The following is a 24837-nucleotide window of genomic DNA, read 5'->3' as shown; positions in this document are numbered from 1 at the left end:
TATTTTGATAGGAGTTCCTAAAAAGGAACAGTTCGAAGAATTTTCTGAACGTTATGATTCTATCATTATCATAACTAAGCCAATGGACGACAAAGTTACTTCTTATTATATCTATCATACAAGTGAATTATATATGGTAGAAGCAAAGAAAATTTCTAAGCTTTTAAATATATTAAGACAAAAGAAGGATATAGAAAAAGTAATTAATTGCTCAGGGGATGAGGCAAAATGATAGAAGAACAAACAAAGTTAATTTTAGTAACACCCTGGCTAAGGTTTGTAAAGAAAGCAAAGAAATATAACACAAAAATTTGTACAATATGGAACAAGGAGCCCAAAGGATTGAAAATATTGCCTGAAATAGCGAAAATTTCAGACAATCTTATAATTACTGATAATAAAAGTGATTTGAAAAATTTGATAAAAGATTATAGTGGGTTAGAAACAAATGACTACATAGTTCATATGGGAAATGAAGATACGATGGAAGAAACTTATGAGGTTGCTGAACTATTGGGACTTCAAGTTAATTCTACTAATACAATTAAGAAGATTAACAATAAACTAGAGATGAGACAGCTATTAGACAAGATAGGTTTATCATCTGTTTTTTTTAAATATATAAAAAAAATGAGGATATTGATTATAGCAAATTTACTTTCCCAGTGATTATTAAACCAATCGATCAATCAGGAAGTAGAACCGTACACCTTTGTTCAGATGCAAATGACATGTATTTGTTTATTAAGAATAATTACGAAGTAGATGGTTGGATCGTTGAAGAATATTTAGAAGGAAACGAATACAGTGTTGAAACTATTACTATAAATCGAAAACATTATTTTGTTGGAATCACTGAAAAAATTAAGACTTCTCCGCCGAGATTTGTTGAACTAGGTCATGTATTTCCGGCAGATATATCAATAAATTTATATGACAACATAAAAAAAATAGTTAAGAGATTCTTGGATGGTGCAAAATATGAATTTGGCCCATGCCATACAGAAGTAATTGTGACAAAGGATGGGGTAAAAATAGTAGAATCCCAAGCAAGATTTGGAGGAGATCAGATAAACAAACTGATAGAGATTTCAACTGAAGAGGATGCTGAAGAATTAATATTTAAAGTGTTGTCTCAGAAGATGAAGATAGAACAAAATGAAATACCTAAATTCCATAAAAAAAATATATCGAAAATTAAATATATAAGCTATAAAGAGGGAGAAGAAGTAGAGAGGTTAAATGAGATAAACACGATTTATGACCTACCATTTGTTCATAGCATGAGCCTTGAAGTGGATGAAGGAAGGCTGGCCCCCTATATCGTAGATTCAAAATCTAGACATGGTTATATAATTTTTTCAGCAAAGAATCATAATGAATTAATAGACTATGAACGTCAGATAAATACGATTTTAAATAAAACTAATTTTAGTTAGGAGAGAAATTAATGACAAATATACTGATAGTGAACGGTAGTCCCAGAAAAAATTCTAGAACAAAAAGTGTTGTGAAAAAATTAATTAAAATACATTCAAAACTAAATTTTAATGTGGATTTATCAATTATAAATTTAGATGAGCTTAAATTACCATTATTTGATGGAGAGACTAAAACCATAGAGAATAAAAATGTAGACTTCCTAAAAGATAAATTTAATAAAGCCGATGGTTATATTATTTGTACACCGGAATACCATAATGGCATGAGTGGTGCATTGAAAAACGCATTGGATTTCTTAGGAAAGCCATCATTTAAAACGAAACCAGCTACAATAATTGGTGTTTCCGGAACTCCGAGAACTGGATTCAATGCTTTAAATCAATTGAGGGTAGTAGGGAGAGGATTAGGAGTATTGGTTCTTTCAAATCAGACAATTGTTGATCCAAGTGCTTTTAATGAAGACAGAGAAATAGTTGATTTTGAAGTTGAAAAAGACTTGCAACTATTGATGGAAGAAACTATAAAATACACAAACTTACTTAACTCAAAGAGTTTAGTTTAAAGGGTTATAATAGTGAAAAATTTACATATCAACGTTAAAATTAGGTTGTTAGTGTTAGTCTTACAAAGACTCGGAACTACACTAATAATCCCCTTTATGGCAATCTATTTTGCTCAAGAATATGGAGTTGCTACTGCTGGATTGATTATATTAATAACGATTATGGGTAGTATCTTTGCTAGTTTGTATGCAGGATATTATTCTGATAAATACGGCAGAAAAAAAATACTCGTATTTGCTTCATTTACAAGAAGTTGTGCTTTTCTATTAATGGCATTGTTTAACATGCCGAATAACCAAATAATAGCTATGAGTATATTTTCATTATTATTAATTAATATCTGCTTAGGTTTATCCATTCCTCCCACACAAGCAATGATTATAGATGTTACATCTAAGGAAAACAGAAAATATGTATATACTTTATCTTATTGGTTTAATAATACTGCGATGGCTATAGGGACGCTATTAGGAGCGTTCCTTTTCAAAGATTATTTCTTTGAGTTACTACTATTTGTTACCTTCTTAAATTTTGTCATTTTCTTTTTAATTAAGTTCTTATTAGTTGAAACCCACTCCCTTAAACAAGTAATACCAATCAAAAAGTCCCCTTTTCACGAATTTGTAAACAGCTATAAAACTGGAATTAATGATGTTCTTTTCAGAAAGTTCATATTAGCTGGATTACTAACGTTAGGATTAGAAATGCAGCTTGGTAATTACATTAGTGTATTATTGGAAAATGATTTTAAGGTTGTTTCCATACTTGATTTTAAAATTACAGGAATAATTATGTATGGGATTCTGCAGGTAGAAAATGCAGTATTAGTAATAGTTTTAGCGATAATGCTCAACCGTTTACTAAAGAAATTAAGTGTTAATAATCTGACTCAATTAAATGTGGGTACAGCTTTATTCACCTTTGGCTTTTTCGGGTTAACTATTACAAATTCTTTTGTTTTTCTAATAATTGCAATGGTAATTCTTAGTATAGGTGAGCTTATGTATGTCCCAGTAAAGAATACGTTACTTGCTGAATTACCAGATGATGAAAACAGAAGCAAATACATGGCGTTAAATACACTAAATGTAAGAGGTGCAAGTATCTTAGGAGCTATAGGACTATCAATAGGGGGCCTATTACCGCCTTGGGGTATGGGGATTATCTATTTATTAATGGGGGCAGTTTCAATATTACTCTTTTACGATATTTTCAAAAACAAAATAGATACTTTGAATGAAGAATCCAATGTGAGTAATGGATAGTGTAGTCAATGTCAACTCAACTTATTTTGCAAATGAAGGAGTGAAAGATAACATATGAAATTTAACGAATTCTCAGCAGCGCAGGTAAGGATTGCTCGACCTACTGAAAAGTTAGATAAGGTTGTTGAATTCTATGAAGAAGGATTAGGGCTAAAGAAAATAACCGAGTTTTCAGGCCATAAAGGTTATAAGGGAGTAATCCTTGGTCTACCTAATACTGATTATCATCTTGAATTTACGAGCCATGACAATGGGAGTCCTTGTCCTGCACCATCTTTAGATAACTTATTGGTTTTTTACATTTCGAATAAAGAAGAAATCAATAATCTTGCTCAAAGATTAAATCGATTAGGATACAAAGAAGTAGAACCAGAAAATGAATATTGGAAGGAAAAAGGAGTTACTGTAGAGGATCCAGATGGTTGGAGAATTGTACTTATGAATACAAATGGTGTGTAATGTTTTGTAAAAGTAAATGAAAAACATTTATTTTCATAAAAAACATCCAGGCTAATATTATTCAAAGCTGCCACTTTAGTGAGTAGCTTTGTTTTTCATTCGAAAACTACTAGTTCTTTAATTGAAAATACCCGAGAATGATGAAGCAATATCCTGTCTAATCTTGCTGCCTCAAAAATGAAAACTCCTAATACTTTATCCTAAATAGCTATTAAATAGATAATCAAGGAGAGCTTTATAGAGATTAAAGGGTATTAGCTATTAAAGTAGCTTGTTATGTGTTGTCTTGTCTTCATTACGAGTTTCACATATAAGGGAGAGAGAGGAAAGTTCATTCTAATAAACTTCAACTTTAAAACGGGTAATGGGAATGAGGGAGGCTGTTTCCTGAGATCATTTCCTCAATACTCTTGATTCGAGATAGAAACCCACGAACTTTCGGATGTAGAGATCTTCATTTTCAGATTAAAAAAATTTATTGGCCATCTAAGGATTGCTTGAGCAATGTAGAGTGAAATTCTTCCCTCTAAACTTCGCTATCCCGAATCATGGCGGTATCAAGATAACATGCTACAGGAAGCACCGGGACTTGGAAAGCAAGGAACATTGAAACATGGAGTGTCATCTGAAGCGATTGACATACGTGTGAACGATAAGGAACTTATCCTTGCGAGGGTAGAGGGGGAGTACGTACTCAAGCAGAAATTAGGGCTATGAATGAAGAGAGATTTAAAGATTGGTAAGTATTATCCGTATCATATAGAATTCCAGTTCTATAGTAGTAGTTTGTTTAATACATATAGCCGAATCGTTTTGTTAAATTCTAATATAAACTTAATACATAGAAGATCTAATGAAAGGAAGTGTAAAAATATGATTGAAGGGATTTACGAAGCACAATTGCCAGTGAAAGAGCTTGGACGTTCCATTCAATTTTATCAAAACATTGGGTTAGAACTTGCTTGGGAAGAAAATGGAACAGCTTTTATTTGGATAAAAAAGCATAAGAGTTGGCTAGGACTTTGAGAAGGTGAAGAATATTTAACAGCATACCATCCATCATTAAGGCATGTGGCGTTTAGAATTCCATTTGAAGAGATGGAGAACTCGGTCAATTGGCTACATAGTAAGGGCATAAAACCTGTACCATTTGGCCAGAGGACATCAGTACAACCTTTTGTGAGACCCTATCAAGGGAATGCTTCTGTCTATTTTAAAGATCCTGATGGAAACAGTTTAGAGTTGATGAGTTTTGTTTCTGTGCCGGACGAACTAAAAAATGAAAGTGAAAAGTTTGAAATTAAGAAGTGGATGGAAATAATGCGCTCTAGATAAACTATGTTTATTTTATTAAAACGCCTTTATTTCCACATCTTTCAACTTCATCATCTAGAGGTCCTTTATAATCTCCTGTTTTGTTCTATTAGTATAATAGCATTCATATCTATCTGCAATAAGTTGTAACAATTCCACTTCTTTTGTTGAAAGCATACTATTTGCAATCCTATTAGCGACAGTTTCTCGGTAAACCTTTATCAAATCCCTTTGTGCCATCACCTCAATAAAAATGTCATTCTCTGCTATGATTTTTTTGGCTTTTGATACTTTTGCGGAATGATTGTAAACATAGTCAATGGCTCCTTTCGACATCATTTCAGTTACGAGGTGTACTTGTCCATCTATTTAAGATTTAATAGTACACTGAATATAGACAAGCTCTTTTGATCTTGTTGTCTCTGAATAGCTTATTTTTATAGTTTTCCTTCCCCTGCCCGGCAAGGGTTTTTCTTTTACCCATTTTACATTTTTCGCTTTTATCGGTTAATGAAAAACGATCTAGAAAGAGCTTTTAGGATAATTCCTAATCAATTACGTAAACCGCTACACTTTTTTTATAAAAGGTAGCGTTTTTTTTGTAGAAAAAGTGAATGGAATTAAGTTAACAGGTTCGGGATTGAACAAAAAATTAACGTTTTTTTAGAAATGCATGAAATCTGCATAAAGTATGGGGATAAAGGTAATAGCATGTTGTAGGAGTGAAAATAATGGGTGATTACAAAGAAAATAGTCTTTCTTTACTTGGAGCAATTGGTTTAGGGACTGGAGTAATGATTAGCGCAGGGATTTTTGCGTTACTTGGGCAGGTTGCAGAGCTCGCTGGTATGTGGTTTCCATTGATCTTTATTGCGGGAGGAATTGTCACAGGTTTTAGTGCTTATTCGTATGTGAAGATGAGTAACGAGTTTCCCTCCGCAGGTGGAATCGGAATGTTTCTTGTTAAAGCCTATGGAAAAGGGACGTTAACTGCTTCGGCAGCTATGTTGATGGCCGTTTCCATGGTTATCAATCAGAGCCTTGTTGCAAGAACATTTGGTACGTATACGCTACAAATATTTAACGTAGACCAATCAGGTTATCTGGTTTCTTTGCTCGGCGTTGGATTATTGTTATTCGCTTTCTTAGTGAACATTTCAGGTAATAGCTTTATTCAAACATTTACATCAATCGTTTCTCTACTAAAAATACTTGGATTAGTTATTTTTGCAATGGGAGGACTATGGGTTGCTGGGTTTTCTATTGCTCCTGCTGAGGGTGGGAGCGGAACGCCAGAATCTACTATAGCTAGCATGATTGCTGCAGTCGCATTAACAATCCTATCGTTTAAAGGTTTTACGACTATAACTAATAGTGGATCAGAAATCGTGAAGCCAAAGAAGAACGTGGGACGAGCGATTATCGCTTCGATCCTTATAAGCTTAGTGGTTTATCTGATTATTGCATGGGCAGTATCGAGTAACCTCCCGTTAAGTGAAATTATTAAGGCAAAAGATTACTCATTAGCTGAAGCAGCGAGACCAGCTTTTGGGGAATATGGTGTCTGGTTCACAGTGGCAATCGCTATTATTGCAACGATTTCTGGTATTATCGCAAGCGTTTTTGCGGTTTCTCGAATGCTTGCGATGCTAACAGATATGAAGCTTATTCCACATAAGCATTTCGGTATGCCGGGTCGTATTCAAAAGCACACTCTCGTCTATACAGTCGTGCTTGCAATGGTGTTAGGCGTTGTATTTGACTTGAGTAGAATTGCATCTGTAGGGGCTATTCTTTATCTCGTAATGGATATGATCGTTCACTGGGGGGTCTTTAAGCACTTACGTGAAAAAGTAAATGCCAAATCAGGGATTGTGCTGACTGCCATGACTCTTGATGCAGTTGTTCTGCTCGCATTTCTATGGGTGAAAGCTACTACTGATTGGTTGATTGTCGTAGTTTCTATACTATTTATCATATTCATTTTTATTGGTGAACATTTTTTCTTGAAGTACAGACGTGAAGAGTAATCTTACTATAAGGCAGTAAAGGAGCGGATTAAGATGATGAACGGTGGCGGAATGGGAGGAATGGGAGGTGGCTTCTTTGGTTTCGGCTTCCTCTTCATTCTAATTATTATTGCAATTGTTGTTGTCGTATTTTGGATGAGGAAACCTGGATCACGTAGTAAGTCTACTTCAACTAATTCCCACGAAACGTTGAAAGAACGTCTTGCAAAAGGTGAAATTACAGAAGAAGAATATGACCGATTAAAAAGAAAATTGAATGAGTAATCTACGTTGTTAGGTTTAAATGGAGTTCATACCTGGTAAAGGATGAACTCCATATTACGGTCTCGACATTTTCTGCATATTTACGGGGAAATGACTACAGAAGATAAATTCCTAAGAGGTGAAACGGAATGAAACGAAAAGTAATAGGATCAATCATAATCGTCATGCTATTAATTATTGGAGGAGTGGCTTTTCTGAATTCTCCTCTTTATAGTAGTGGGGATAAATCTTTACCAGAAGGTGTTACGCAGGGTGAGGTTAGTGTTCTAGAAGTGAATGCACAAGAACCAGAGAATCGAACTGTAAAGACATTCAACTTAACTGCAGAGGAGACTGAGTGGGACATCAGTGAAAGTAAGAAAGTCAATGCGTGGACATACAACGGGACTGTACCTGGGGAACCTTTACGTGTTACTGAAGGGGATTACATTCGTGTTAATTTAAAAAATGAACTAAATGTGCCAGTCACGATTCACTGGCATGGGATGTTACTTCCAAATAAAATGGATGGTGTTCCTGGGCTCACACAGGATGCTGTACAACCAGGGGAGTCATTCACATATGAATTTATTGCCAATGATGCGGGAACTTACTGGTATCATTCTCACCAGCATAGTTCAAAACAGGTGGATAAAGGCCTCTATGGTTCACTAGTTATTGAAGAGAAACAGAAAAAATATGAAAAAGAGGAATTTTTCATCCTTGATGAATGGGCCGTCAACCAGGAGAAAAAAGATATAACGAATATGGGTGGCATGATGAAGGGTGCTATGACAGGGAACGGCGAGGCTGATACCGAACAGATGTATGATACGTTCACAGTGAACGGAAAAGCGGGGCAGGCCGTTGAACCACTTGTTATGAAAGAAGGAGAAACGGCAAGATTGCGCTTCGTTAACGCAGGTTACCAGCAACATCAATTGGTTTTCCCTGAGAAAGCAATGAAAGTAATCGAAATCGATGGTGAAAAGGTTAAGAATTCAGGTGGTACTTCGAACGTACTAGAGATCGCGCCTGGAGAACGGATTGATGTAGAATACACAAGACAGAGTAGTGAACCTGCAGTAATTAGAGAGAACGGCGGAGAAAATGCAGATGATATGGTAATTCCTGTTCTCTCCAGTGAAGATGAAGCTTCTGTGCCAAACAATCAATCAATTTCATCCTCTGGCACTGATGTTGCAACTGGCACTTCATTTGGAAGTGAAGAAGTGATTTTTGAAGAAGTACCTGAACCTGACGTCACGTATAATATGGACTTGAACATGGGAATGGACATGGGGGAAGGTGTAGCTTTTCAAATTAATGATCAGGTATTTCCGGATACCCCCCCTATCAACGTGAAAGAGGGAGATATCGTTAAGGTGAAAATTACGAATACAGGAAACATGAATCATCCGATGCATTTACACGGCCATCGATTCCAGGTAGCCTCAAAAAATGGCAACAAATACGATGCACCGCGTGTGAAAGATATAATCCACGTTAAGCCAGGAGAAGAATACACAATCTACTTCAAAGCTGACAATAAAGGAGAATGGTTGTTTCACTGTCATGATAACAACCATGCTGCTCGCGGAATGGTAACAATCGTAGATTACAATGGTGTCTATTCACCTTTCGAGCTTGGTGAAGAGCACAATAACCAGCCTAATTAAAATTATTTATGGATGACTTCGGTACCATACCGGGGTCATCTTTTAATTGTTAAAATCACGGGGGCCGTCCCGATGATTCCGAAAGAGAAATCATGTTGTTTATGAAGTTCTAGTATGTGGTAACAATTAGTGAGTCATAAGAATGTTATTGTGAAGGAGAAGAAGATGACGACTAAATCTGAGATAGGAAAGAATCATTCATTTCGTAAGAAGCGTAATCTCTGGTCAGGCATTTTGTTTGGAATGGGCCTTGCTGCATTTCTAGATGAGGTGATTTTTCATCAGTTGCTACGTTGGCATCATTTTTATGATATGTCTACTACTAGTATGGGACTTATTTCTGACGGGCTTTTCCATGCCTTTAGTTGGTTTGCGACAATCGGAGGACTGTTTATTTTAGCTGACCTTAGAAGGAGAAATGCTTTCTGGCTTAAGAGGTGGTTGGGAGCCGTACTCTTAGGAGCAGGAGGGTTTCAGTTATATGACGGGACGATTCACCACAAACTGATGAAAATTCATCAGATTCGTTATGTAGATAATATTGTAATCTATGATCTTATTTGGAATCTATCAGCTGTTCTAATGATTCTAACAGGATTCATCATTATGAGATTTAAGTCTGGAGCAAAGGATGGGGCGGATGAGCGCCACTAATCACATTATTCATATAGATGGAGCTCATAGTTCAGTTGGAGTTGGAATGATACCTCAGCTACTTTTAGCCTTGCCCTTTGGGATCGTTTTGGTGCTGTATATTTTCGCTGTTATCCGTTCAAATAGGTATTACAAACCGTGGCCGATGTACCGTACAGCATTTTGGATTTTAGGAGTTCTGTTCGCAATTCTTGCAGTGTCGGATCCATTGGCTACCTCTGCTCATGTGAACTTTACCGCGCACATGGTTGGGCATTTATTTCTAGGGATGTTATCCCCATTGCTTATGGCACTAGCTGCTCCGATCAAATTAATACTTCGAACGTTAAGTATTCCACTAGCAAGACGACTCTCAAGGCTCCTAAAGAGTTGGCCATCACGAATGGTTACAAATCCAATTGTTGCATCCTTCCTCAATATAGGAGGGCTTTGGTTATTGTATACTACCAATCTATACTCTCTTATGCATGATAGTATACTGGTGTATCTAATCGTACATATTCATGTATTTATAGCGGGTTATCTTTTTACCGTATCAATCATCTATATTGATCCAAGACCTCATAGACTTTCTTTTTGGTATCGTTCGATTGTATTAGTGCTTGCCTTAGCTTTCCATGGTATCTTATCAAAGTATCTCTATGCTCATCCACCTATTGGTGTACCTGCAGAGCAAGCAGAAAGCGGTGCAATGCTGATGTATTATGGGGGAGATGCGATTGACATTGTTCTAATTTTTATTCTTTGTTTACATTGGTTTAGAGCAACTCGCCCTCGAGTAGAATTTGCCGTAGAACAATAGTCTGGGGAAATCAACAGGGACGAATCTCTTAATTCAATATTAGGATAGAAAGAAAGGATTTGGAGGATGCGAGGGTTAAGCGCTGAGTAAATGAAAACAATAATGGCCTATGATGACACTAACACAAAGAAAACCGCTTGAAATATATCCAAGCGGTTCCCTCATTTCTCTCACTCTTCGTAATAAGGATAACTAACCAAATTAGTAAAGATTCGATACCCTCCAGGCACCTGATTCTGAATCTGACGGTACCAGACTAAGTTCGTATAAATGTAAGTCCCTTCTCCATAGTTCGCTTTCAAAATCCCGCCTTCGAATGCATCTTCACCAGAATCAGCCACACTTACGTATGTTTCAAATTCATCTGACCAGTTCATCGGGAAGTAAAGTCCTCTTTCTTGTACCCAACCATCCCAGTCAGATTGCTTAATCTTGTTAGGATAATTGAAGATGGTCGCCTCCGGTTTTAACACATTAATAGGAGCATCTTCATCGGTAACGCGCCACTTGATGGAAGGCTGTCCGATTTCAAGTTCATATGGTGCGGTTGTGATAGGATCCCAGTTATCCCACGGTTTGTTGTATTGTACAACAAGGTGACCGCCATTGTTGACGTATTCCAATAAGCGCTCGTTATGCTGTAGCAGATCATCTCTTGAGAGATAAGCTCTGATTCCTGTTACGATCGTATCGTATTTGGAAAGATCTCCTTGAGCTAAGTCCTGCTCGGTTAATTGGGTAATGTCCATACCAACGTTTGACAATTGATCTGCAACTTTATCAAAGCCGCTATCGACATAACCGATTTTAAGACCCTCAGGATATTCAAGTGGAAAAGCAACGCCATTAACAGCAGCATCAGAAACATAATAGTTTGTTCCAATATGGCCATATTGAATGAGTTGAATGTTTTTGCTGATTGTCTCGTTTTGTATTTGAGCTTGTGGAACGATCTGAAATTCTCCTTCTTCTACATTCTGTGGAGGAGACAGTGTAAACGAAACGGTCTTCATCTTTTCATCCCACGCAAATGAGACTTGCTGCAATTCTGGTTCAGATGTCCATCCTTCTGGGAGTTGAAGTGTTACGTCTGTATCCATAGCACCTTCCACAAACTTCTCTATGTTTACATCCATCGCAACATGGTCTTCAACTTCTTTTGTGTTTATGACTAAGTTTTTAGGGGCGGGTTTCACTGATACCTCTGGAAGCAATGCCACTCGTTCTTCTGGTGTAAACGTTTTTGTTAACGTTCCACCTTTTGTTTTAAAACTGATATCAGCTTCAATGGCGTTTGGCGTGTAGGCGTCATAATAGTTTCGTGAAGCAGCAGTTACGTTGAAATCGAATGTTTGCTGATCTCCAGGTGCTAACGTTACCGTGAAGTGCTGTCCTTTAACGGTCCATTCTTTAGGTATGGAAAGCGTAGCTGATAGATCCTTGATTTTAGTAGTTCCATTATTCGTAATCGATACGCTAACATTTGTAGTGTCATCAGGAGTCAATTGCGGATCCTCTACATCAACGGCTACTTCCAATTGTGCAGCTGTAAATATGGTGTTAGATAGCTGTTCATCTTTTACCTGAAGCTTATGGTTTAAGGTATTTCGTAAATCATTCGAAAGCTTTTTGTCCTCATTCATTTGCTTTTGGAGTTTGTGAAGCTGTTTGTACGCTTTTTCAGCTTGAGTCAGTACGTCTTTGTGATTAGGATAAGCGCTTTTCACCTTTTCAAGATCCTGTTGAAGATGGATCAGTTTCTGTTTGTACTTATTGCCGCCTTTTGAAAGGGTGTTAGCGTAATCCGCGAAATCGTAGGGAATGTTTTCATAGATGCTCTCTTCATGTTCTGGAATATCGCCAACCGTTGATTTAACTAGCTCTAGATTGACAGTTTCTGGACCATCTCCAACATCTCTTCCCATTCCTTGAGATTCATGTAAGTAGCGGGCTTTGTCACCAAGTTGCGGGTAAGTCATGTCATAGTGTTCGTCATAGATTCCGATTTGGATGGAAGTTGTGGTTTGTTCTTCTGTTTCAGCAGGGAGGTAAAGTTTCTTTACTTGCCATGTGGTTAAGCCATCTTTAAGCTGTTTAGGAAAAACAGAAGAGTCGGCTGCATCTTCAAATGCTTTTTGGGTAAGTAGGGTCATGGCGCGGTGGTGACCATGCTGGGTGTCAACGTTTCGGAAAGAGGGCATCATGATGTCTGGTTTGAATGTACGAATGTAATGAACAAGTCGTTCGTAGGTTTCCGTTTCGCCCCACTTGTTCAGTGTTTCTTCAGGTGTTTTGGAGAAACCAAAGTCTTTAATACTGTCTTCAAAGTTTTCATTTAAGAAAAAGGTGTCAATTCCAAGTACTTTTGATGAAGCTTGTAATTCGTTTGTCCGAATGATCCCTAATCCATCGCCGAGTTCACTACCGATTTCATTTTGACCACCCTGTCCACGAGTAGCAAGAAGAAAGGACGTATTCACTCCTTGTCCTCGAGATAAATAAGCAAGGAAATGACTACGCTCATCATCAGGATGAGCACCCGTGTTCATAAAGCTTGCGGTTGTTGTAAGTGGAACAACAGATTCCCATAGTGCTAAGTTTGAATCTTGTGTAGATGACTCTTCTGCAAAACTAAGGGTGGAGCTTGTACCAAAGGCAGAAAGGATCAAAACCAACGACAATAACATCTTCCCCAGGTTCTTCAACTAAATCCTCCTTAATCTCCTAATTCGAATTAGTTAGTAAAGGTTTATAACTAACTTAAAACCATTGTAACCAGAATCATCCAATAAATGGAACCTACTTTCGTACCTTTAGGATAGTTCGAAAGTAACAATTTTACAAAATAAATAAAATTTTCTAATTTCGTTCCAAACTATAGAAAATAAAAGCATTCCTGAGTATATCAGTTCTCAGTTCAGGAGAGAGACAATAAACAGTATTTTACATTAATGATTTCACCCTTTATAAATAAAAGTAATCGTTAGTAAGGGACTTTAACTAACTAAGGACACAAATCGTATTATTATCCTTTATAAAGGAGCTTAGATTTATGCAAAAGGGTGATGCCGCATACATCAAAAACTTAAATAAGCAACTTGTGTTGAACTGCATACGAAATTTCGAACCCATTTCTCGGTCGCAAATTTCTAAGAGAATTCAAATAAGTAAACCATCTGTTTCACTCATAGTAGAGCAGCTATTAGAAGAAGGATGGATTGAGGAGAAAGGTCCAGGCGAGTCCACAATTAGCGGTGGAAGAAAACCTGTTCATCTGGTGTTTAATCCCAAAGCAGCTTATGTGATTGGCGTAGATATTGGGGGAACAAAAGTGGCTTCAGGCGTCACGTGTCTTAACGGAAAGGTTCAAGCTTACCGAGAATTTTCAACAAGTGATTATCTTTCAAAAGACTTATTCAAGCGCTTACAAAAAGACGTGTCAAGTATGCTTGACGATCTGCAGTTAAGCAATAGTGACATTCTTGGCATGGGGATTGGCGTTCCGGGTGTAACGAATGTGGAGCAGGGCCTTGTGCTTGATGCTCCAAGTTTGAAGTGGAAGCGTTACCCGGTTCGTAAAATAGCGAGTGAGTACTTTTCGTTTCCAGTTTATGTAGAGAATGATGTGAATACGAGCGTTCTTGGTGAGCAATGGCTTGGTGCTGGCAAGTCGTTACAGAATATCATTTTTATTGCTGTTGGGACTGGAATTGGGAGCGGCATGATTATTAATGGAAAGCTGTTTCGGGGTAGTAATTTCAGTGCAGGCGAGATGGGGTATCTTGTGACAGACTATGAAAATGCTAAAAGTTATCATCCTACATATGAGGGTTATGGGTTTCTTGAAAGTGTAGCAAGTGGTTCATCTATTGGTCATAAAATCTCTGCTGTTAAGAATCAACCGGTAACGGCAAAAGAGGCATTTACCCTTTGGAAAAAGGGAGATGAATCTGCACAGAAAGTTATCGAAGAAGCAGTAGAACAATTAGGTTTTGGTATCGCAAATTATGTTTCATTATTCGACCCTGATCTTGTCATTATAGGAGGTGGTGTAAGCGAGTCGTTCGATGATTATAAAGCATCATTGATTGAAATAGTTGAGCATTTCACACCTCAGAGCTGCAAAATTGTGCGGTCAACGTTTGGGAAGGAAGCAGGAATTGTCGGAGCAGTAGCGCTGTTTCTAGAGGAACATGATTCAATTATTCAATTATGAGAAAGGAGCAATTTATTTATGAGACGAAATCGTAGTTGGCTGGGTTTACTTGTAGCCATGCTTGTGTTTGGAATAATTCTAACTGGCTGTATGGCAGGAAATGAGGAAGCGAGTGGGGATGGGAATTCCGGGTCTGGTAGTGAAGGAGATTTAGAAGACAAGGTTGTCGTGTATTCTCCCCATGGGAAAGATATTTTAAGTGAATTTGAGAAGCAATTCGAAGCTGAATATGATGTTGATATGGAATTTCTCGATCTTGGTTCACAAGAAATTCTAGACAGAGTTCGATCAGAGAAGAATAATACGCAGGCAGATATTTGGTGGGGTGCTCCCCAGGTGATGTTTGATGAAGCGAAGACTGATGAACTTCTTCAGAAATATGAGCCAACCTATGCTGATTCGTTAGATGATATGTACCACGATGAAGAGTGGTATTGGACGGGCACATCACAAACACCTGAAGTAATTCTTTATAACAACAAAGAGATATCGGAAGAAGAAGCTCCTAAGGATTGGGATGATCTAATCGATCCTAAGTGGGAAGATGAATTAATTATTCGTTATCCACTTGCGTCAGGTACAATGCGCACGATCTATTCTTCTATCATTTATAAGGATTTTAAAGAGTCTGATAGCCCTGATGCTGGGTATGAATGGTTACAGAAGTTAGACGAGAATACGAAGGAATACGCGGCGAATCCAGAAATTATGTACAACCAAGTAGCGAAAGGTGTAGGGAATCTATCCGTTTGGAATATGCCGGATACAGTTATGCTTGCAGAAGAGAAAGGCTATCCGTTTAGCTATGTGATTCCTGAAAGTGGAACGCCAGTGTTAACGGAAGGTATTGCCATTGTTGAAGGTGCTCCACACCCAGAAGCAGCAAAAGCATTCTACGAGTTTGTAAACTCAGAGGAAGCTGCTAAGTTGTTAGCTGAGAAATATTACAGAATTCCAACGCGTGACGATATTAGTGATCTTCCGAAGTGGATTGAAGAGACAGAAATTAATGCAATGGAGATTGATTGGGAGGTTTTCCAGGAGAAATCTGATGAATGGATGGAGTACTGGGATAACAACATTAAGAACAGTGAAAAGCAAAAAGAGGAATAGACCTCCAGAAAGAGGAGTTGTTGGTTATGACAGCAGTAACCTTATCTAAGATTACAAAACAATTTGGCGATGTCACAGCCGTTAAAGAATTGGATATTACCATTAAAGAAGGGGAGTTTTTTACTTTCCTTGGTCCAAGTGGATGCGGAAAAACAACAACCCTTAGGATGATCGCGGGATTTTATTATCCTTCAGCTGGTAAAGTGAAATTCAATGATCGAGATATGACGACTGTTTCACCGGAGAAGAGAAATACGGGCATGGTTTTTCAAAACTATGCCCTTTTCCCTCATATGACCGTTTTCGAAAATGTAGCATTTGGGTTGAAAGTAAGAAAAGTGAACAAAGCTGAAGTGAAAAGAAGAGTAGAAGATGTTTTAGAAAAAGTACGCTTAAAGCCTTTTATTGATCGCCAGGTGAGTCAGTTAAGTGGGGGACAGCAACAGCGTGTCGCTTTAGCAAGAGCACTCGTCATTGAACCTGATATTCTATTATTGGATGAGCCGTTAAGTAACCTTGATGCCAGATTACGAGATGAAATGAGAAATGAAATTCTCCGTTTGCAGCGCGAGTATGGCATTACCACAATCTACGTAACACATGATCAGGTTGAGGCACTTACGATGAGTGATCGAATTGCTGTCTTTAATGTTGGAAACTGCCAACAGATAGGCACTCCAACGGAGATTTACAATCAACCGGTAAACGATTTCGTTGCAGAATTTATCGGAGAAACAAACTTATTTAAAGTGAAGAAAACCGGTGAGGGGCTTTTCTGTGAGGCATTAAACCTTCGTGTTCACACTTCTCGAGAAAATAGTATGAAGAATGAAAGCATAAAAATGTCTGTTCGGCCAGAAGCTATCACTTTATCAAAAACGAAGCTAGAGGGAGTAAATGTTCTAGTAGGTAAAGTAGATCTTGTTCAATTCACAGGTGAATCTGTTCATAGTTTCATTAAAGTTAATGAAGGTCATACGACATTAAAAGTAACCGATTTGAATCGCGGTCCTAGTACATATTTGCAAGAAGGATCAGATATTTATGTTCAACTACCACCTGATCAGGTTCGAATCGTACCAGTGGCGAAGGAGTGATCGAGGATGTTAAATGCTGAAAAAAGAAAGACAATCCTGCTACTTATTCCGATTATCCTCGTTCTTGTTGGGTACGTTCTCTATCCTACGGTAGAAACATTTATTGAAAGTTTTAAGAGCAACGGTTTATTTACTCTACAGAATTACGTTGATTTCTTTGGACCAAAAGCACAGGCTAACTTAGAAGCTCTATGGAATTCGGTATACATATCATTGTTGTCTGTCTTGCTAAGTGCCTGTATTGGCGTTCCATTAGCTTTTATTTTTACAAGATATCATTTTCCTGGCCGTTCTTTTTTCTCAGGTATTGCAATTATGCCAATCGTCTTACCTTCCCTTGTTGGCGTTATGGCATTTATGTGGTTATACGGAGAAGCGGGGCTTATTCCCGTAGCACTTCAGGATTTGCTGAATTTAGAGGAGGTTCCTTTTAGCATTGGAGGCGTTACGGGTATCCTCCTCGTGCACGCCTATACAATGTATCCTTATTTCTATATGACAGTTTCATCAGCTCTTAATAACGTCGATCCGTCACTTGAAGAGTCAGCGGCGAATCTAGGATCAGGACGTTTCGGTGTATTCTGGAAAGTGACTTTCCCTTTATTAACACCAGCTTTAGTTGCTGCATCCCTGCTCGTCTTTATGGTGTCGATGGCTTCCTTTAGTGCGCCATTTCTACTTGCTGGTGGCTATCGAGTGCTAAGTCTTCAAATCTACTTTTCCAAAATCAACGGGGATTTGGAGATGGCGGCAACTCAATCTGTTATTCTCTCAGCCGTTTCAATTACCTTCCTTTTATTTATGCGATGGTTCCAGAATCGAAAAGACTATCGAATGGGATCTAAAGGGATTGGTGCTCATCGAAGCGAGGTTACGAATCCGGTCCTAAAATGGATGATGGTTTCTCTTGGCGTTGTAGCGATGATTGTCCTTCTATTGCCACATGCAGTCTTAGCTATTCTATCGTTTGTTCCAGAAGGGGCATGGACCTGGCAGAAGTATCCTACTTCTTTCAATCTTGAGAACTATCGTTTGTTGTTCGAGGATCCGAACATCTGGGACCCGGTTCGGAATAGTTTAATCATGGCATTCGTAGCATGTGTAGGTTGTTTTGTGTTCGGGATCATTACTTCATATGCACTTGTAAAAAGAAAGTTCTTCGGTAAGAATTTACTTGACATTCTCGTCATGCTTCCGTGGGCATTACCCGCTACCGTTGTAGGTATGAATCTGATATTAGCTTTTAACAGTAAGTCTATCTTCTCTTTTGGTCAGGTACTTGTCGGGACATTCTGGATATTGCCACTTGCTTACTTTATTCGTTTTATTCCACTCGTTGTGAGGTCCACGAATGCTGTACTTGAACAAATGGATGATTCGATAGAAGAAGCGGCACAGAATCTTGGAGCTAGGTGGTTGTACACATTCAGAAGAGTAGTCTTACCAATTATTATGCCAGGCGTTCTAAGCGGGACGTTGCTAGCTTTTGTGCAGGCAGTAGGAGAATTCCCTACATCTGTCCTGTTGTATACGCTAGATAATCGGCCGATTTCAATTGAAATTATGAACCAGCTAAGAATGTTTAATCTTGGTCAGGCCGCAGCTTATGGGATGATACAGGTTGGTCTTATCGCGATCGTGATGCTTATATCTTATAAATTCTTCGGTGTGAAATCAGAAAATACACTTTAGTAAAAGAGGTGAATACATAAATATGAAAAAGGGAGATTTTGAGTTAGAAGATGGCGCGTGTTTTCCCGGAAAAACCTATGTAGACGAGCTTCTTAAACCTGTTTTTAAAGATCAGCGTGATTATTTGTTTGATGCGATGTTTATGATTCATCGTGCGCATACGACGATGCTGAAGGAACAAAAGATTATTACGAATGATGAAGCAAAGAAAATATTGGACGGCGTAAATCAAGTTGCAAAAATGGAGAAAAGCTTGTTGGACTATATGCCGGAATATGAAGATCTTTTTTTCCTTGTGGAAGCTGAAGTTGCGAAGTTAATTGGACATGATTTAGCAGGGAAGATGCATATTGCGAAGAGTCGAAATGATATGGGGGAAGCTATGTATCGCATCGTAATTCGTGATCATATGCTTGACCTTCTAGATAACGTAAGAAAGTTAGGACAATCGCTTGTGATACAAGCGGAAGATCACATTCACACAATCATGCCTGCTCACACCCATACGCAACCTGCACAACCGACTACATTTGGTCATTATTTACTAGCAATCGCAGATAATCTTTCAAGAGACGTAGACCGCTTATGGCAAGCTTATCAAACAGTGAATCGTTCCCCGATGGGGGCGGCTGCGATTACAACGACCGGTTTTCCAATTAGTCGTGAACGAATGGTCGAACTGTTAGGGTTTGAGGACATTATGGAGAATTCCTATGATGCAATTGGAACTGGAGATTACTTACTTGAAACAGCTCTTACATTAGTAAGTATGATGACTAATATAGGTAGATGGATTCAAGAACTCCTTAGAATGGCCTCTAATGAAGTAGGATTACTTAAAGTTTCTGACGCTTATGTTCAGGTGAGTAGCATTATGCCACAAAAAAGAAATCCGGTTTCTTTGGAACATTCAAGAGCTCTCGCTAGCAGCGCAGTTGGTGAAGGACTAAGTGTCATTCAGATGATTCACAATACGCCATATGGAGATATTGTGGATACGGAAGATGATCTACAGCCACATCTCTATAACGGATTTCATAAAGCTAATCGTGTTACGAAGCTGTTAACGGCTGTCATTACGACTATGAAATTCAACAAGGAACGAGCACTTGAACAAGCTAGAACAAACATGATTACAATTACTGAGTTAGCCGACGTATTAGCAAGAGACTACAATGTACCATTCCGAAAGGCCCATCAATTATCTAGTTTCGTAAGTAAGAAAGCGAATGAGGGGAAGAAAGAGTTGTACGAAGTGAGCACTTCTGAAGTGAATGAGTGGATTGGCGATGTTCAGCTTTCAGAAGAAGACTGGCATAACATTTGTGATCCATCCAAGTTTATTGAACGCAGGTGCGTTACGGGGGGACCGAATCCACAGGTTGTAGAAAGAATGGTGCAGGAACGGAAAGTACGTTGGACAGAGTTGGGTGAGAAAGTTGGCGCCTATTCTACTAGAATAGATGCTGTTAAAGAGGATTTGCGGAATTTATAACTGGGAGATCATCCCTTAACACATAATCGAATCCTTCACATTAACATAACAGGTGAAGAAGCAATAGATTCTTAATTACAATAAATAAGCACCTCACCAGATGGCTCTATAGTGTAGTCATCCAGGTCAGGTGCTTATTGTATATATAATTTTAATTTACTACTAAGAATGCCGTAGCATCATTTAAGCAATTTTTTCGATTTTCTCATTACCATTTTCTCTCTCCGCTGGCATTAACAAAGGTTTAGGTGGACATGCTTTTTTGGTCAATTTAGATACAACGATAATCGTTAGTAGACCAGACACCATTGCGAGTGTACGGAATGGGAAGAGAACCAGTCCATCTTCGATCATTGGATAAGGTAGGAAGATAGGAAGTCCAATCATTGGCTCTCCACCACCTATTCGAAGGAAGAACGATACGATTAATCCCGCAATTGAACCGTACTTATTTGCCCCTTTAAAGAACAAAGCAGTGGTTAGCTGTGGAAATAGAATAACATATACTAGGTCCGCAGCAAGATACCATAAGGCATAAACACTTTGTACGTTTAATGCAATGATTGTAGCTGCAATTCCAACCAGGATAATTGAGCGTTTAATAACCTTCTTAAGTTGATCACTTGATGCATTTGGTTTGAATAGTGGACGATAAAGATTCCAAGCAGCCATTGAAGAGGCTGATAGAATAGAAGAATCCATCGATGACATTACGGCAGCTGCAAGTGCTCCCAATCCAATTGCCCCAATAATATCTGGCGTTAAATACTGCAAGACATAAGGGAGAATCATAGCTGGATTGTCAGGTGCATTCACACCAAGACTTGCCCAATCAGTGTCTAATCCAATTGCGCCGATAATCACTGCCGGTACTGCTGCGATAATACAAACGAAGCCTGCAGTAATCGATAGCCACATAGCGGTTTTCTCAGTTTTAGCTGAAAGAACACGTTGGAAATATACTTGCCATGGGATACCGCCAAGAATAAGTAGTAAGGCAAAGTCCCACCAGTTCCAGTAATAATTGCCCCAAGCAGGATCAGTCCACCCATCTAATGGTGGGAAAAGACTTGCATAGCTCCCCATATCCGTTTGATAGTTACTCCAAACAGAAGTTAATCCACCAACTTCTGATAGAGCAAAAGGAAGAACCAGGAATAGTCCGATCATAACAGCTAGCATTTGAAAAACATCGGTAAACGCAACGGACCACATACCACCAACGACTGTGTATGCGATTGCAATGACCGCTGATAGTATAATTGACGTTTGAAAGTCTAAGCCTAGAATGGTCCCAAACGTTGTTCCTAAAGCAGTTAAGATCGCACCACTCCAGAAGACTTCTCCTAATAGAGCTGGAATATATAGAACACCAGCAACTTTTTTTCCGAACCGTTGTTCAAGTGGATCAATCATTGTCATGAATTCATATCGACGCATTTTTCTTGCGTAGAAAATTCCTCCGATGATTAAGCTTAGTGCGTAACCCCACGGTGCCTGAGCCCATGCGAGTCCAAATGAATACGTTGATTCTGCAGTACCTGATATGTATCCACCGCCGACCCAGGTGGCAGCCATTGTAAACATTGAAATCCATAATGGTAAAGAACGTTTGGCTACCATCATGTCTGATGCTGATTCAGATTTATTACTTGCCATAAATGCCCCGATATAATAGATGACGGCATAAAAGGCTAGCATAGCAATAAATGATCCCCAGTTAATATTAATATTCGTCATTCCTAAATAAACAAACATTGCGACTATAGCAGCTACAAATATACCTACTTTTAGTAGACTTCCTTTTCGTTCAGTCAATAACATCACCTCTTCAATTAATTTGTAAACAAAATCTCTTTAAGTCGTATCCCAGCAATGAGTTACTTCTATTTCTGAAGATTATCTTAAATGTTTATAGAACTAACTATTTCACTGAGATCGGAAACGAATCACCAAAACGTTAAGCCGCTTTTCAAGTTTTGATCACTTCTCGTTCCGTTTGGATTTAACTCGTTTATCCGCATTGTCATGTGCTTTTTTCGTATGTAACACCGCCTTTTCTTCGTGCAGAAAATTAAGTATGTTAAATATTTTTTTAACGTAATTATAAATGTTATATGATTCGATTTTCATTGTCAAATCGAGTAAGCAGACTTTAGGGTGATCGTTTAGGGACGTTTCGTAGAGAATTCTTCTTCTTTTTCATAGACAGAAATCCGAATGATAGACTGTCATGCCCCTCTAATCTGGTTGAATGAAGCCACAAAAAAGAGGGCGCCATAATGGCGTCCTCTTTTTGTATGATTAGTTATTCATTTCTGATCTTTAGGTAGAAATTCGAAGATCTTACCGCTTCTTATACTTTCAACCAAGTCTTCCAACCAGTGATAGTATGCTTTTGATTCTTCTAATTGATCATAGTATGTTTTCGCTTTTGCTACAATTTCTGAAGTGCTGTTAGAATCTTTAATCACTTCTATGAAATCTTCTTGTGCTTCCTCAATTGCTTCCATATTCATTTTGGCTTCGCGTTCCCACATTTGACAATAAAATGCCATGAAAGAACGGAAGAAATTTTTCTCAGCTACATAAGTATGTTTCCTAGAACCGCGTGTAAATGTTTTTTTCACCATTTTAATATCTTGAAGCCTGCGTACGCTAGTGCTCATGCTAGGTTTACTCATTCCGAGTTCGGTTCGCATTTCATCGAGTGTCATTTGATCTTCAAAATACATTGTCGCGTATAAGTTTGCAGCAGCGGGAGTTACGCCATATAAATCCATCGTTTCTGCGATCGTACCAATGACTTTCTCTTTGGCATCTTCTATTTTAAGTTCTGGTCCTTCAGTTGGTTCACTCATAAAACAGGTCACTCCTTCACAAAGGGTAAATCGAGTTAAATTTATATTGAATTTATTTATTAACTTATTGTTGACGTGTTCACATGAAATGTCAATCAAAAGATAACAAAATACTAAATTGAAATGTGTTTACCCTACTAGTTATACCCATCATAGAGTAAGTTAAATCTTTTGTCCTAGACTTGAATTTATTTTTGACACTTAAAAAAAGAAGTGTTAACGTTAATTGTGTTAAATAAATTTTTAATAAAGTTAATTACTTCGACATTGGAGTTGATAGATATGGATCTGAAACTAAAACAATACATAAATGGAGAATGGGTTGGCGCGAAATCAGGAAATACGCGATCAATTATTAATCCATATAATCAGGAAGTTATTGCTATTGTCCCAGAAGGTGATGAATCAGATGCAAAGGCAGCCATCGCTGCAGCAAGAGAATCATTTGATAATGGTGAATGGGCCGATACCCCAGCAACAGAGAGAGGGGCTATCGTAAGAAGAATTGCTGAATTAATCGAAAGAGACAAAGAGGAGCTTGCTCATCTAGAATCATTGGATACTGGAAAAACAGTAGAAGAAAGCCGTGGAGACATGGATGATATCGCAGGCGTATTTCGTTATTTTGCTGAACTTGCAGACAAAGACGGCGGAGAGCTCATCGATTCGCCGGTGCCAAATTCAATCAGTAAAGTAGTCCGAGAACCAGTAGGCGTTTGTGGCCAAATTACGCCATGGAATTATCCTCTTCTTCAAGCGTCATGGAAACTAGCTCCAGCGCTTGCAACTGGAAATACGTTAATCATAAAGCCAAGTGAAATTACACCACTTACTCATATAAAAGTATTTGAACTAATGGAAGAAGCGGGAGTACCTGCCGGTGTTGCAAACCTTGTTCTAGGTGCAGGCGATACGATTGGAGCAGAACTGTCTAGTAACATGGATGTGGACCTTATTTCTTTCACAGGTGGTATTGCAACAGGAAAGAAAATTATGCAATCTGCTAGTTCGAACGTGAAGAAGTTAGCGCTAGAGCTAGGTGGGAAAAACCCGAATATTATTTTTGCAGATACTGACTTCGATCTAGCAGTTGACCAGGCTCTGAACGGAGTATTTTTCCATGCAGGACAAATTTGTTCCGCTGGTACAAGACTGATTGTAGAAGAAAGTATTCACGATGAGTTTGTTAACGCACTTGTGGAGCGAGTGAAGAAGTTCAAATTAGGTAGTGGATTTGACGAAGACACTCAAATGGGCCCTCTCATTTCAGCAGAACATCTTGCGAAAGTAGAAAAGTATGTCGATGCGGGAGTTCAAGAAGGTGCAAGAGTAGTAGTTGGTGGCAAACGTCCAGAAGATCCTGAATTGCAAAATGGCTTTTTCTACTTACCTACGATCTTCACAGACTGCACAACAGATATGAGCGTTGTCCAAGAAGAAGGGTTTGGCCCGGTTATTACAATTGAGAAATTTAGTGCCGAAGAAGAAGCAGTAAGACTAGCAAACGACTCGATCTACGGACTTGCAGGCGGTGTCTTTACAAATGATATTGCAAAAGCTGAACGCTGTGCAGCGAAAATGCGTATGGGTACGGTTTGGATTAATGAATTCAACTTGTACTTCCCGCACGCTCCGTGGGGTGGATTTAAGCAATCTGGTATCGGGCGTGAACTAGGAAAGCTCGGTTTGGAAGAATATACAGAAACAAAACACATCTTCCAGAACCTGAAACCGGAAACGATCAACTGGTTCTAAGAGAACGATTAGTTATATGAAATGAAGCTGATGAATCAGCTGAACAATAAAAATACAAAACTAGTAACTATGTTTAATAGGGATGAAAGAGATTCGGACAATACGTTTATCGTCTGAACACCTATTTTCCTATTTCAACATCAAGGAGGAACAGAG

At 38.4% G+C, this 24837-nt stretch carries 20 protein-coding genes and 1 pseudogene; 18 read left to right on the top strand and 3 right to left on the bottom strand.

Going from position 1 to position 24837, the window contains the following annotated elements; genetic code table 11:
- The first annotated feature begins 4 nt into the window (after positions 1–4).
- The 12 genes and pseudogenes from FBF83_RS14640 to FBF83_RS14585 all read left to right on the top strand — a co-directional run bounded on the left by FBF83_RS14640 (position 5) and on the right by FBF83_RS14585 (position 10452).
- Positions 5–232, top strand: coding sequence for a hypothetical protein (locus FBF83_RS14640; RefSeq protein ID WP_136947907.1), 228 nt, complete (start codon positions 5–7; stop codon positions 230–232).
- On the top strand, positions 229–669 hold the full coding sequence (locus FBF83_RS14635) for a hypothetical protein (RefSeq protein ID WP_136947906.1): 441 nt from the start codon (positions 229–231) through the stop codon (positions 667–669). Before FBF83_RS14640 ends, FBF83_RS14635 begins: the two co-directional genes overlap by 4 nt.
- On the top strand, positions 666–1439 hold the full coding sequence (locus FBF83_RS14630; RefSeq protein WP_169525499.1) for an ATP-grasp domain-containing protein: 774 nt from the start codon (positions 666–668) through the stop codon (positions 1437–1439). Before FBF83_RS14635 ends, FBF83_RS14630 begins: the two co-directional genes overlap by 4 nt.
- 11 nt (positions 1440–1450) lie before the next feature.
- A complete protein-coding gene (locus tag FBF83_RS14625) occupies positions 1451–2005 on the top strand; it encodes an NADPH-dependent FMN reductase (RefSeq protein WP_136947904.1) in 555 nt (184 codons plus the stop codon).
- Between the two features lie 12 nt (positions 2006–2017).
- Positions 2018–3271 carry an MFS transporter gene (locus FBF83_RS14620; RefSeq protein ID WP_169525497.1) on the top strand — a complete coding sequence of 418 codons (1254 nt, stop codon included), beginning with the start codon at positions 2018–2020 and terminating at the stop codon, positions 3269–3271.
- Positions 3272–3325: 54 nt separating this feature from the next.
- Entirely contained in the window at positions 3326–3730 is a 405-nt protein-coding gene (locus tag FBF83_RS14615) for a VOC family protein (RefSeq protein ID WP_136947902.1), read from the top strand.
- Positions 3731–4603: 873 nt separating this feature from the next.
- Positions 4604–5065, top strand: a pseudogene (locus FBF83_RS14610) (VOC family protein).
- A 710-nt stretch (positions 5066–5775) separates the two neighbouring features.
- Positions 5776–7074 carry an APC family permease gene (locus FBF83_RS14605; protein ID WP_136947901.1) on the top strand — a complete coding sequence of 433 codons (1299 nt, stop codon included), beginning with the start codon at positions 5776–5778 and terminating at the stop codon, positions 7072–7074.
- Between the two features lie 33 nt (positions 7075–7107).
- Complete coding sequence (locus FBF83_RS14600; RefSeq protein ID WP_136947900.1) at positions 7108–7338, top strand: SHOCT domain-containing protein; 231 nt, start codon at positions 7108–7110, stop codon at positions 7336–7338.
- Positions 7339–7466: 128 nt separating this feature from the next.
- Complete coding sequence (locus FBF83_RS14595) at positions 7467–8996, top strand: multicopper oxidase family protein (RefSeq protein ID WP_136947899.1); 1530 nt, start codon at positions 7467–7469, stop codon at positions 8994–8996.
- Positions 8997–9161: 165 nt separating this feature from the next.
- Complete coding sequence (locus tag FBF83_RS14590) at positions 9162–9650, top strand: DUF2243 domain-containing protein (RefSeq protein ID WP_136947898.1); 489 nt, start codon at positions 9162–9164, stop codon at positions 9648–9650.
- A 46-nt stretch (positions 9651–9696) separates the two neighbouring features.
- Complete coding sequence (locus FBF83_RS14585) at positions 9697–10452, top strand: cytochrome c oxidase assembly protein (RefSeq protein ID WP_240688123.1); 756 nt, start codon at positions 9697–9699, stop codon at positions 10450–10452.
- Positions 10453–10622: 170 nt separating this feature from the next.
- On the opposite strand, the gene FBF83_RS14580 is transcribed toward FBF83_RS14585, so the two are convergent.
- A complete protein-coding gene (locus tag FBF83_RS14580) occupies positions 10623–13157 on the bottom strand; it encodes a PIG-L family deacetylase (RefSeq protein WP_136947896.1) in 2535 nt (844 codons plus the stop codon).
- 347 nt (positions 13158–13504) lie between these two features.
- On the opposite strand from FBF83_RS14580, the gene FBF83_RS14575 reads away from it, so the two are divergent.
- Genes FBF83_RS14575 through argH form a run of 5 tightly spaced genes read left to right on the top strand, consistent with a single transcriptional unit; the run spans position 13505 to position 20065 of the window.
- Positions 13505–14668, top strand: coding sequence for an ROK family transcriptional regulator (locus FBF83_RS14575; RefSeq protein ID WP_136947895.1), 1164 nt, complete (start codon positions 13505–13507; stop codon positions 14666–14668).
- A gap of 18 nt (positions 14669–14686) precedes the next feature.
- The gene (locus tag FBF83_RS14570; RefSeq protein ID WP_136947894.1) at positions 14687–15781 is read left to right on the top strand and encodes an extracellular solute-binding protein; all 1095 of its coding nucleotides are present in this window, start codon (positions 14687–14689) and stop codon (positions 15779–15781) included.
- Positions 15782–15807: 26 nt separating this feature from the next.
- Complete coding sequence (locus FBF83_RS14565) at positions 15808–16878, top strand: ABC transporter ATP-binding protein (protein WP_136947893.1); 1071 nt, start codon at positions 15808–15810, stop codon at positions 16876–16878.
- A 6-nt stretch (positions 16879–16884) separates the two neighbouring features.
- Positions 16885–18570 (top strand): ABC transporter permease, encoded by a 1686-nt coding sequence (locus FBF83_RS14560; RefSeq protein ID WP_136947892.1) that lies wholly within the window; start codon positions 16885–16887, stop codon positions 18568–18570.
- Positions 18571–18592: 22 nt separating this feature from the next.
- Entirely contained in the window at positions 18593–20065 is a 1473-nt protein-coding gene (argH, locus tag FBF83_RS14555) for an argininosuccinate lyase (protein WP_136947891.1), read from the top strand.
- 183 nt (positions 20066–20248) lie between these two features.
- On the opposite strand, the gene FBF83_RS14550 is transcribed toward argH, so the two are convergent.
- Together FBF83_RS14550 and cudC are read right to left on the bottom strand one after the other, a co-directional pair.
- Positions 20249–21889: a sodium:solute symporter family protein gene (locus tag FBF83_RS14550; protein ID WP_136947890.1), complete on the bottom strand. Its 1641-nt coding sequence runs from the start codon at positions 21887–21889 to the stop codon at positions 20249–20251.
- A 488-nt stretch (positions 21890–22377) separates the two neighbouring features.
- A complete protein-coding gene (gene cudC / locus FBF83_RS14545; RefSeq protein ID WP_136947889.1) occupies positions 22378–22926 on the bottom strand; it encodes a choline uptake/conversion transcriptional regulator CudC in 549 nt (182 codons plus the stop codon).
- A 282-nt stretch (positions 22927–23208) separates the two neighbouring features.
- Here cudC and betB point away from each other — a divergent pair, with 282 nt between their 5' ends.
- Entirely contained in the window at positions 23209–24681 is a 1473-nt protein-coding gene (gene betB / locus FBF83_RS14540; protein ID WP_136947888.1) for a betaine-aldehyde dehydrogenase, read from the top strand.
- The last annotated feature ends 156 nt before the right edge of the window (positions 24682–24837 follow it).

The sequence above is a fragment of the Guptibacillus hwajinpoensis genome, assembly GCF_005144865.1.
In the GTDB taxonomy this organism is placed as follows: domain Bacteria; phylum Bacillota; class Bacilli; order Bacillales; family Guptibacillaceae; genus Guptibacillus; species Guptibacillus hwajinpoensis_A.
Note: the sequence above shows the minus strand (reverse complement) of the source record. Positions and strands in the feature narration are given on the sequence as shown.

What these genes read in the sequence shown, in the direction of transcription:
- FBF83_RS14635 (WP_136947906.1), top strand. Translation starts at nt 229, where the DNA reads ATGATAGAAGAACAAACAAAGTTAATTTTAGTAACACCCTGGCTAAGG.
- FBF83_RS14585 (WP_240688123.1), top strand. Translation starts at nt 9,697, where the DNA reads ATGATACCTCAGCTACTTTTAGCCTTGCCCTTTGGGATCGTTTTGGTG.
- FBF83_RS14595 (WP_136947899.1), top strand. Translation starts at nt 7,467, where the DNA reads ATGAAACGAAAAGTAATAGGATCAATCATAATCGTCATGCTATTAATT.
- FBF83_RS14565 (WP_136947893.1), top strand. Translation starts at nt 15,808, where the DNA reads ATGACAGCAGTAACCTTATCTAAGATTACAAAACAATTTGGCGATGTC.
- FBF83_RS14615 (WP_136947902.1), top strand. Translation starts at nt 3,326, where the DNA reads ATGAAATTTAACGAATTCTCAGCAGCGCAGGTAAGGATTGCTCGACCT.
- FBF83_RS14575 (WP_136947895.1), top strand. Translation starts at nt 13,505, where the DNA reads ATGCAAAAGGGTGATGCCGCATACATCAAAAACTTAAATAAGCAACTT.
- argH (WP_136947891.1), top strand. Translation starts at nt 18,593, where the DNA reads ATGAAAAAGGGAGATTTTGAGTTAGAAGATGGCGCGTGTTTTCCCGGA.
- FBF83_RS14560 (WP_136947892.1), top strand. Translation starts at nt 16,885, where the DNA reads ATGTTAAATGCTGAAAAAAGAAAGACAATCCTGCTACTTATTCCGATT.
- FBF83_RS14570 (WP_136947894.1), top strand. Translation starts at nt 14,687, where the DNA reads ATGAGACGAAATCGTAGTTGGCTGGGTTTACTTGTAGCCATGCTTGTG.
- cudC (WP_136947889.1), bottom strand. Translation starts at nt 22,926, where the DNA reads ATGAGTGAACCAACTGAAGGACCAGAACTTAAAATAGAAGATGCCAAA.
- FBF83_RS14605 (WP_136947901.1), top strand. Translation starts at nt 5,776, where the DNA reads ATGGGTGATTACAAAGAAAATAGTCTTTCTTTACTTGGAGCAATTGGT.
- betB (WP_136947888.1), top strand. Translation starts at nt 23,209, where the DNA reads ATGGATCTGAAACTAAAACAATACATAAATGGAGAATGGGTTGGCGCG.
- FBF83_RS14590 (WP_136947898.1), top strand. Translation starts at nt 9,162, where the DNA reads ATGACGACTAAATCTGAGATAGGAAAGAATCATTCATTTCGTAAGAAG.
- FBF83_RS14625 (WP_136947904.1), top strand. Translation starts at nt 1,451, where the DNA reads ATGACAAATATACTGATAGTGAACGGTAGTCCCAGAAAAAATTCTAGA.
- FBF83_RS14600 (WP_136947900.1), top strand. Translation starts at nt 7,108, where the DNA reads ATGATGAACGGTGGCGGAATGGGAGGAATGGGAGGTGGCTTCTTTGGT.
- FBF83_RS14550 (WP_136947890.1), bottom strand. Translation starts at nt 21,889, where the DNA reads ATGTTATTGACTGAACGAAAAGGAAGTCTACTAAAAGTAGGTATATTT.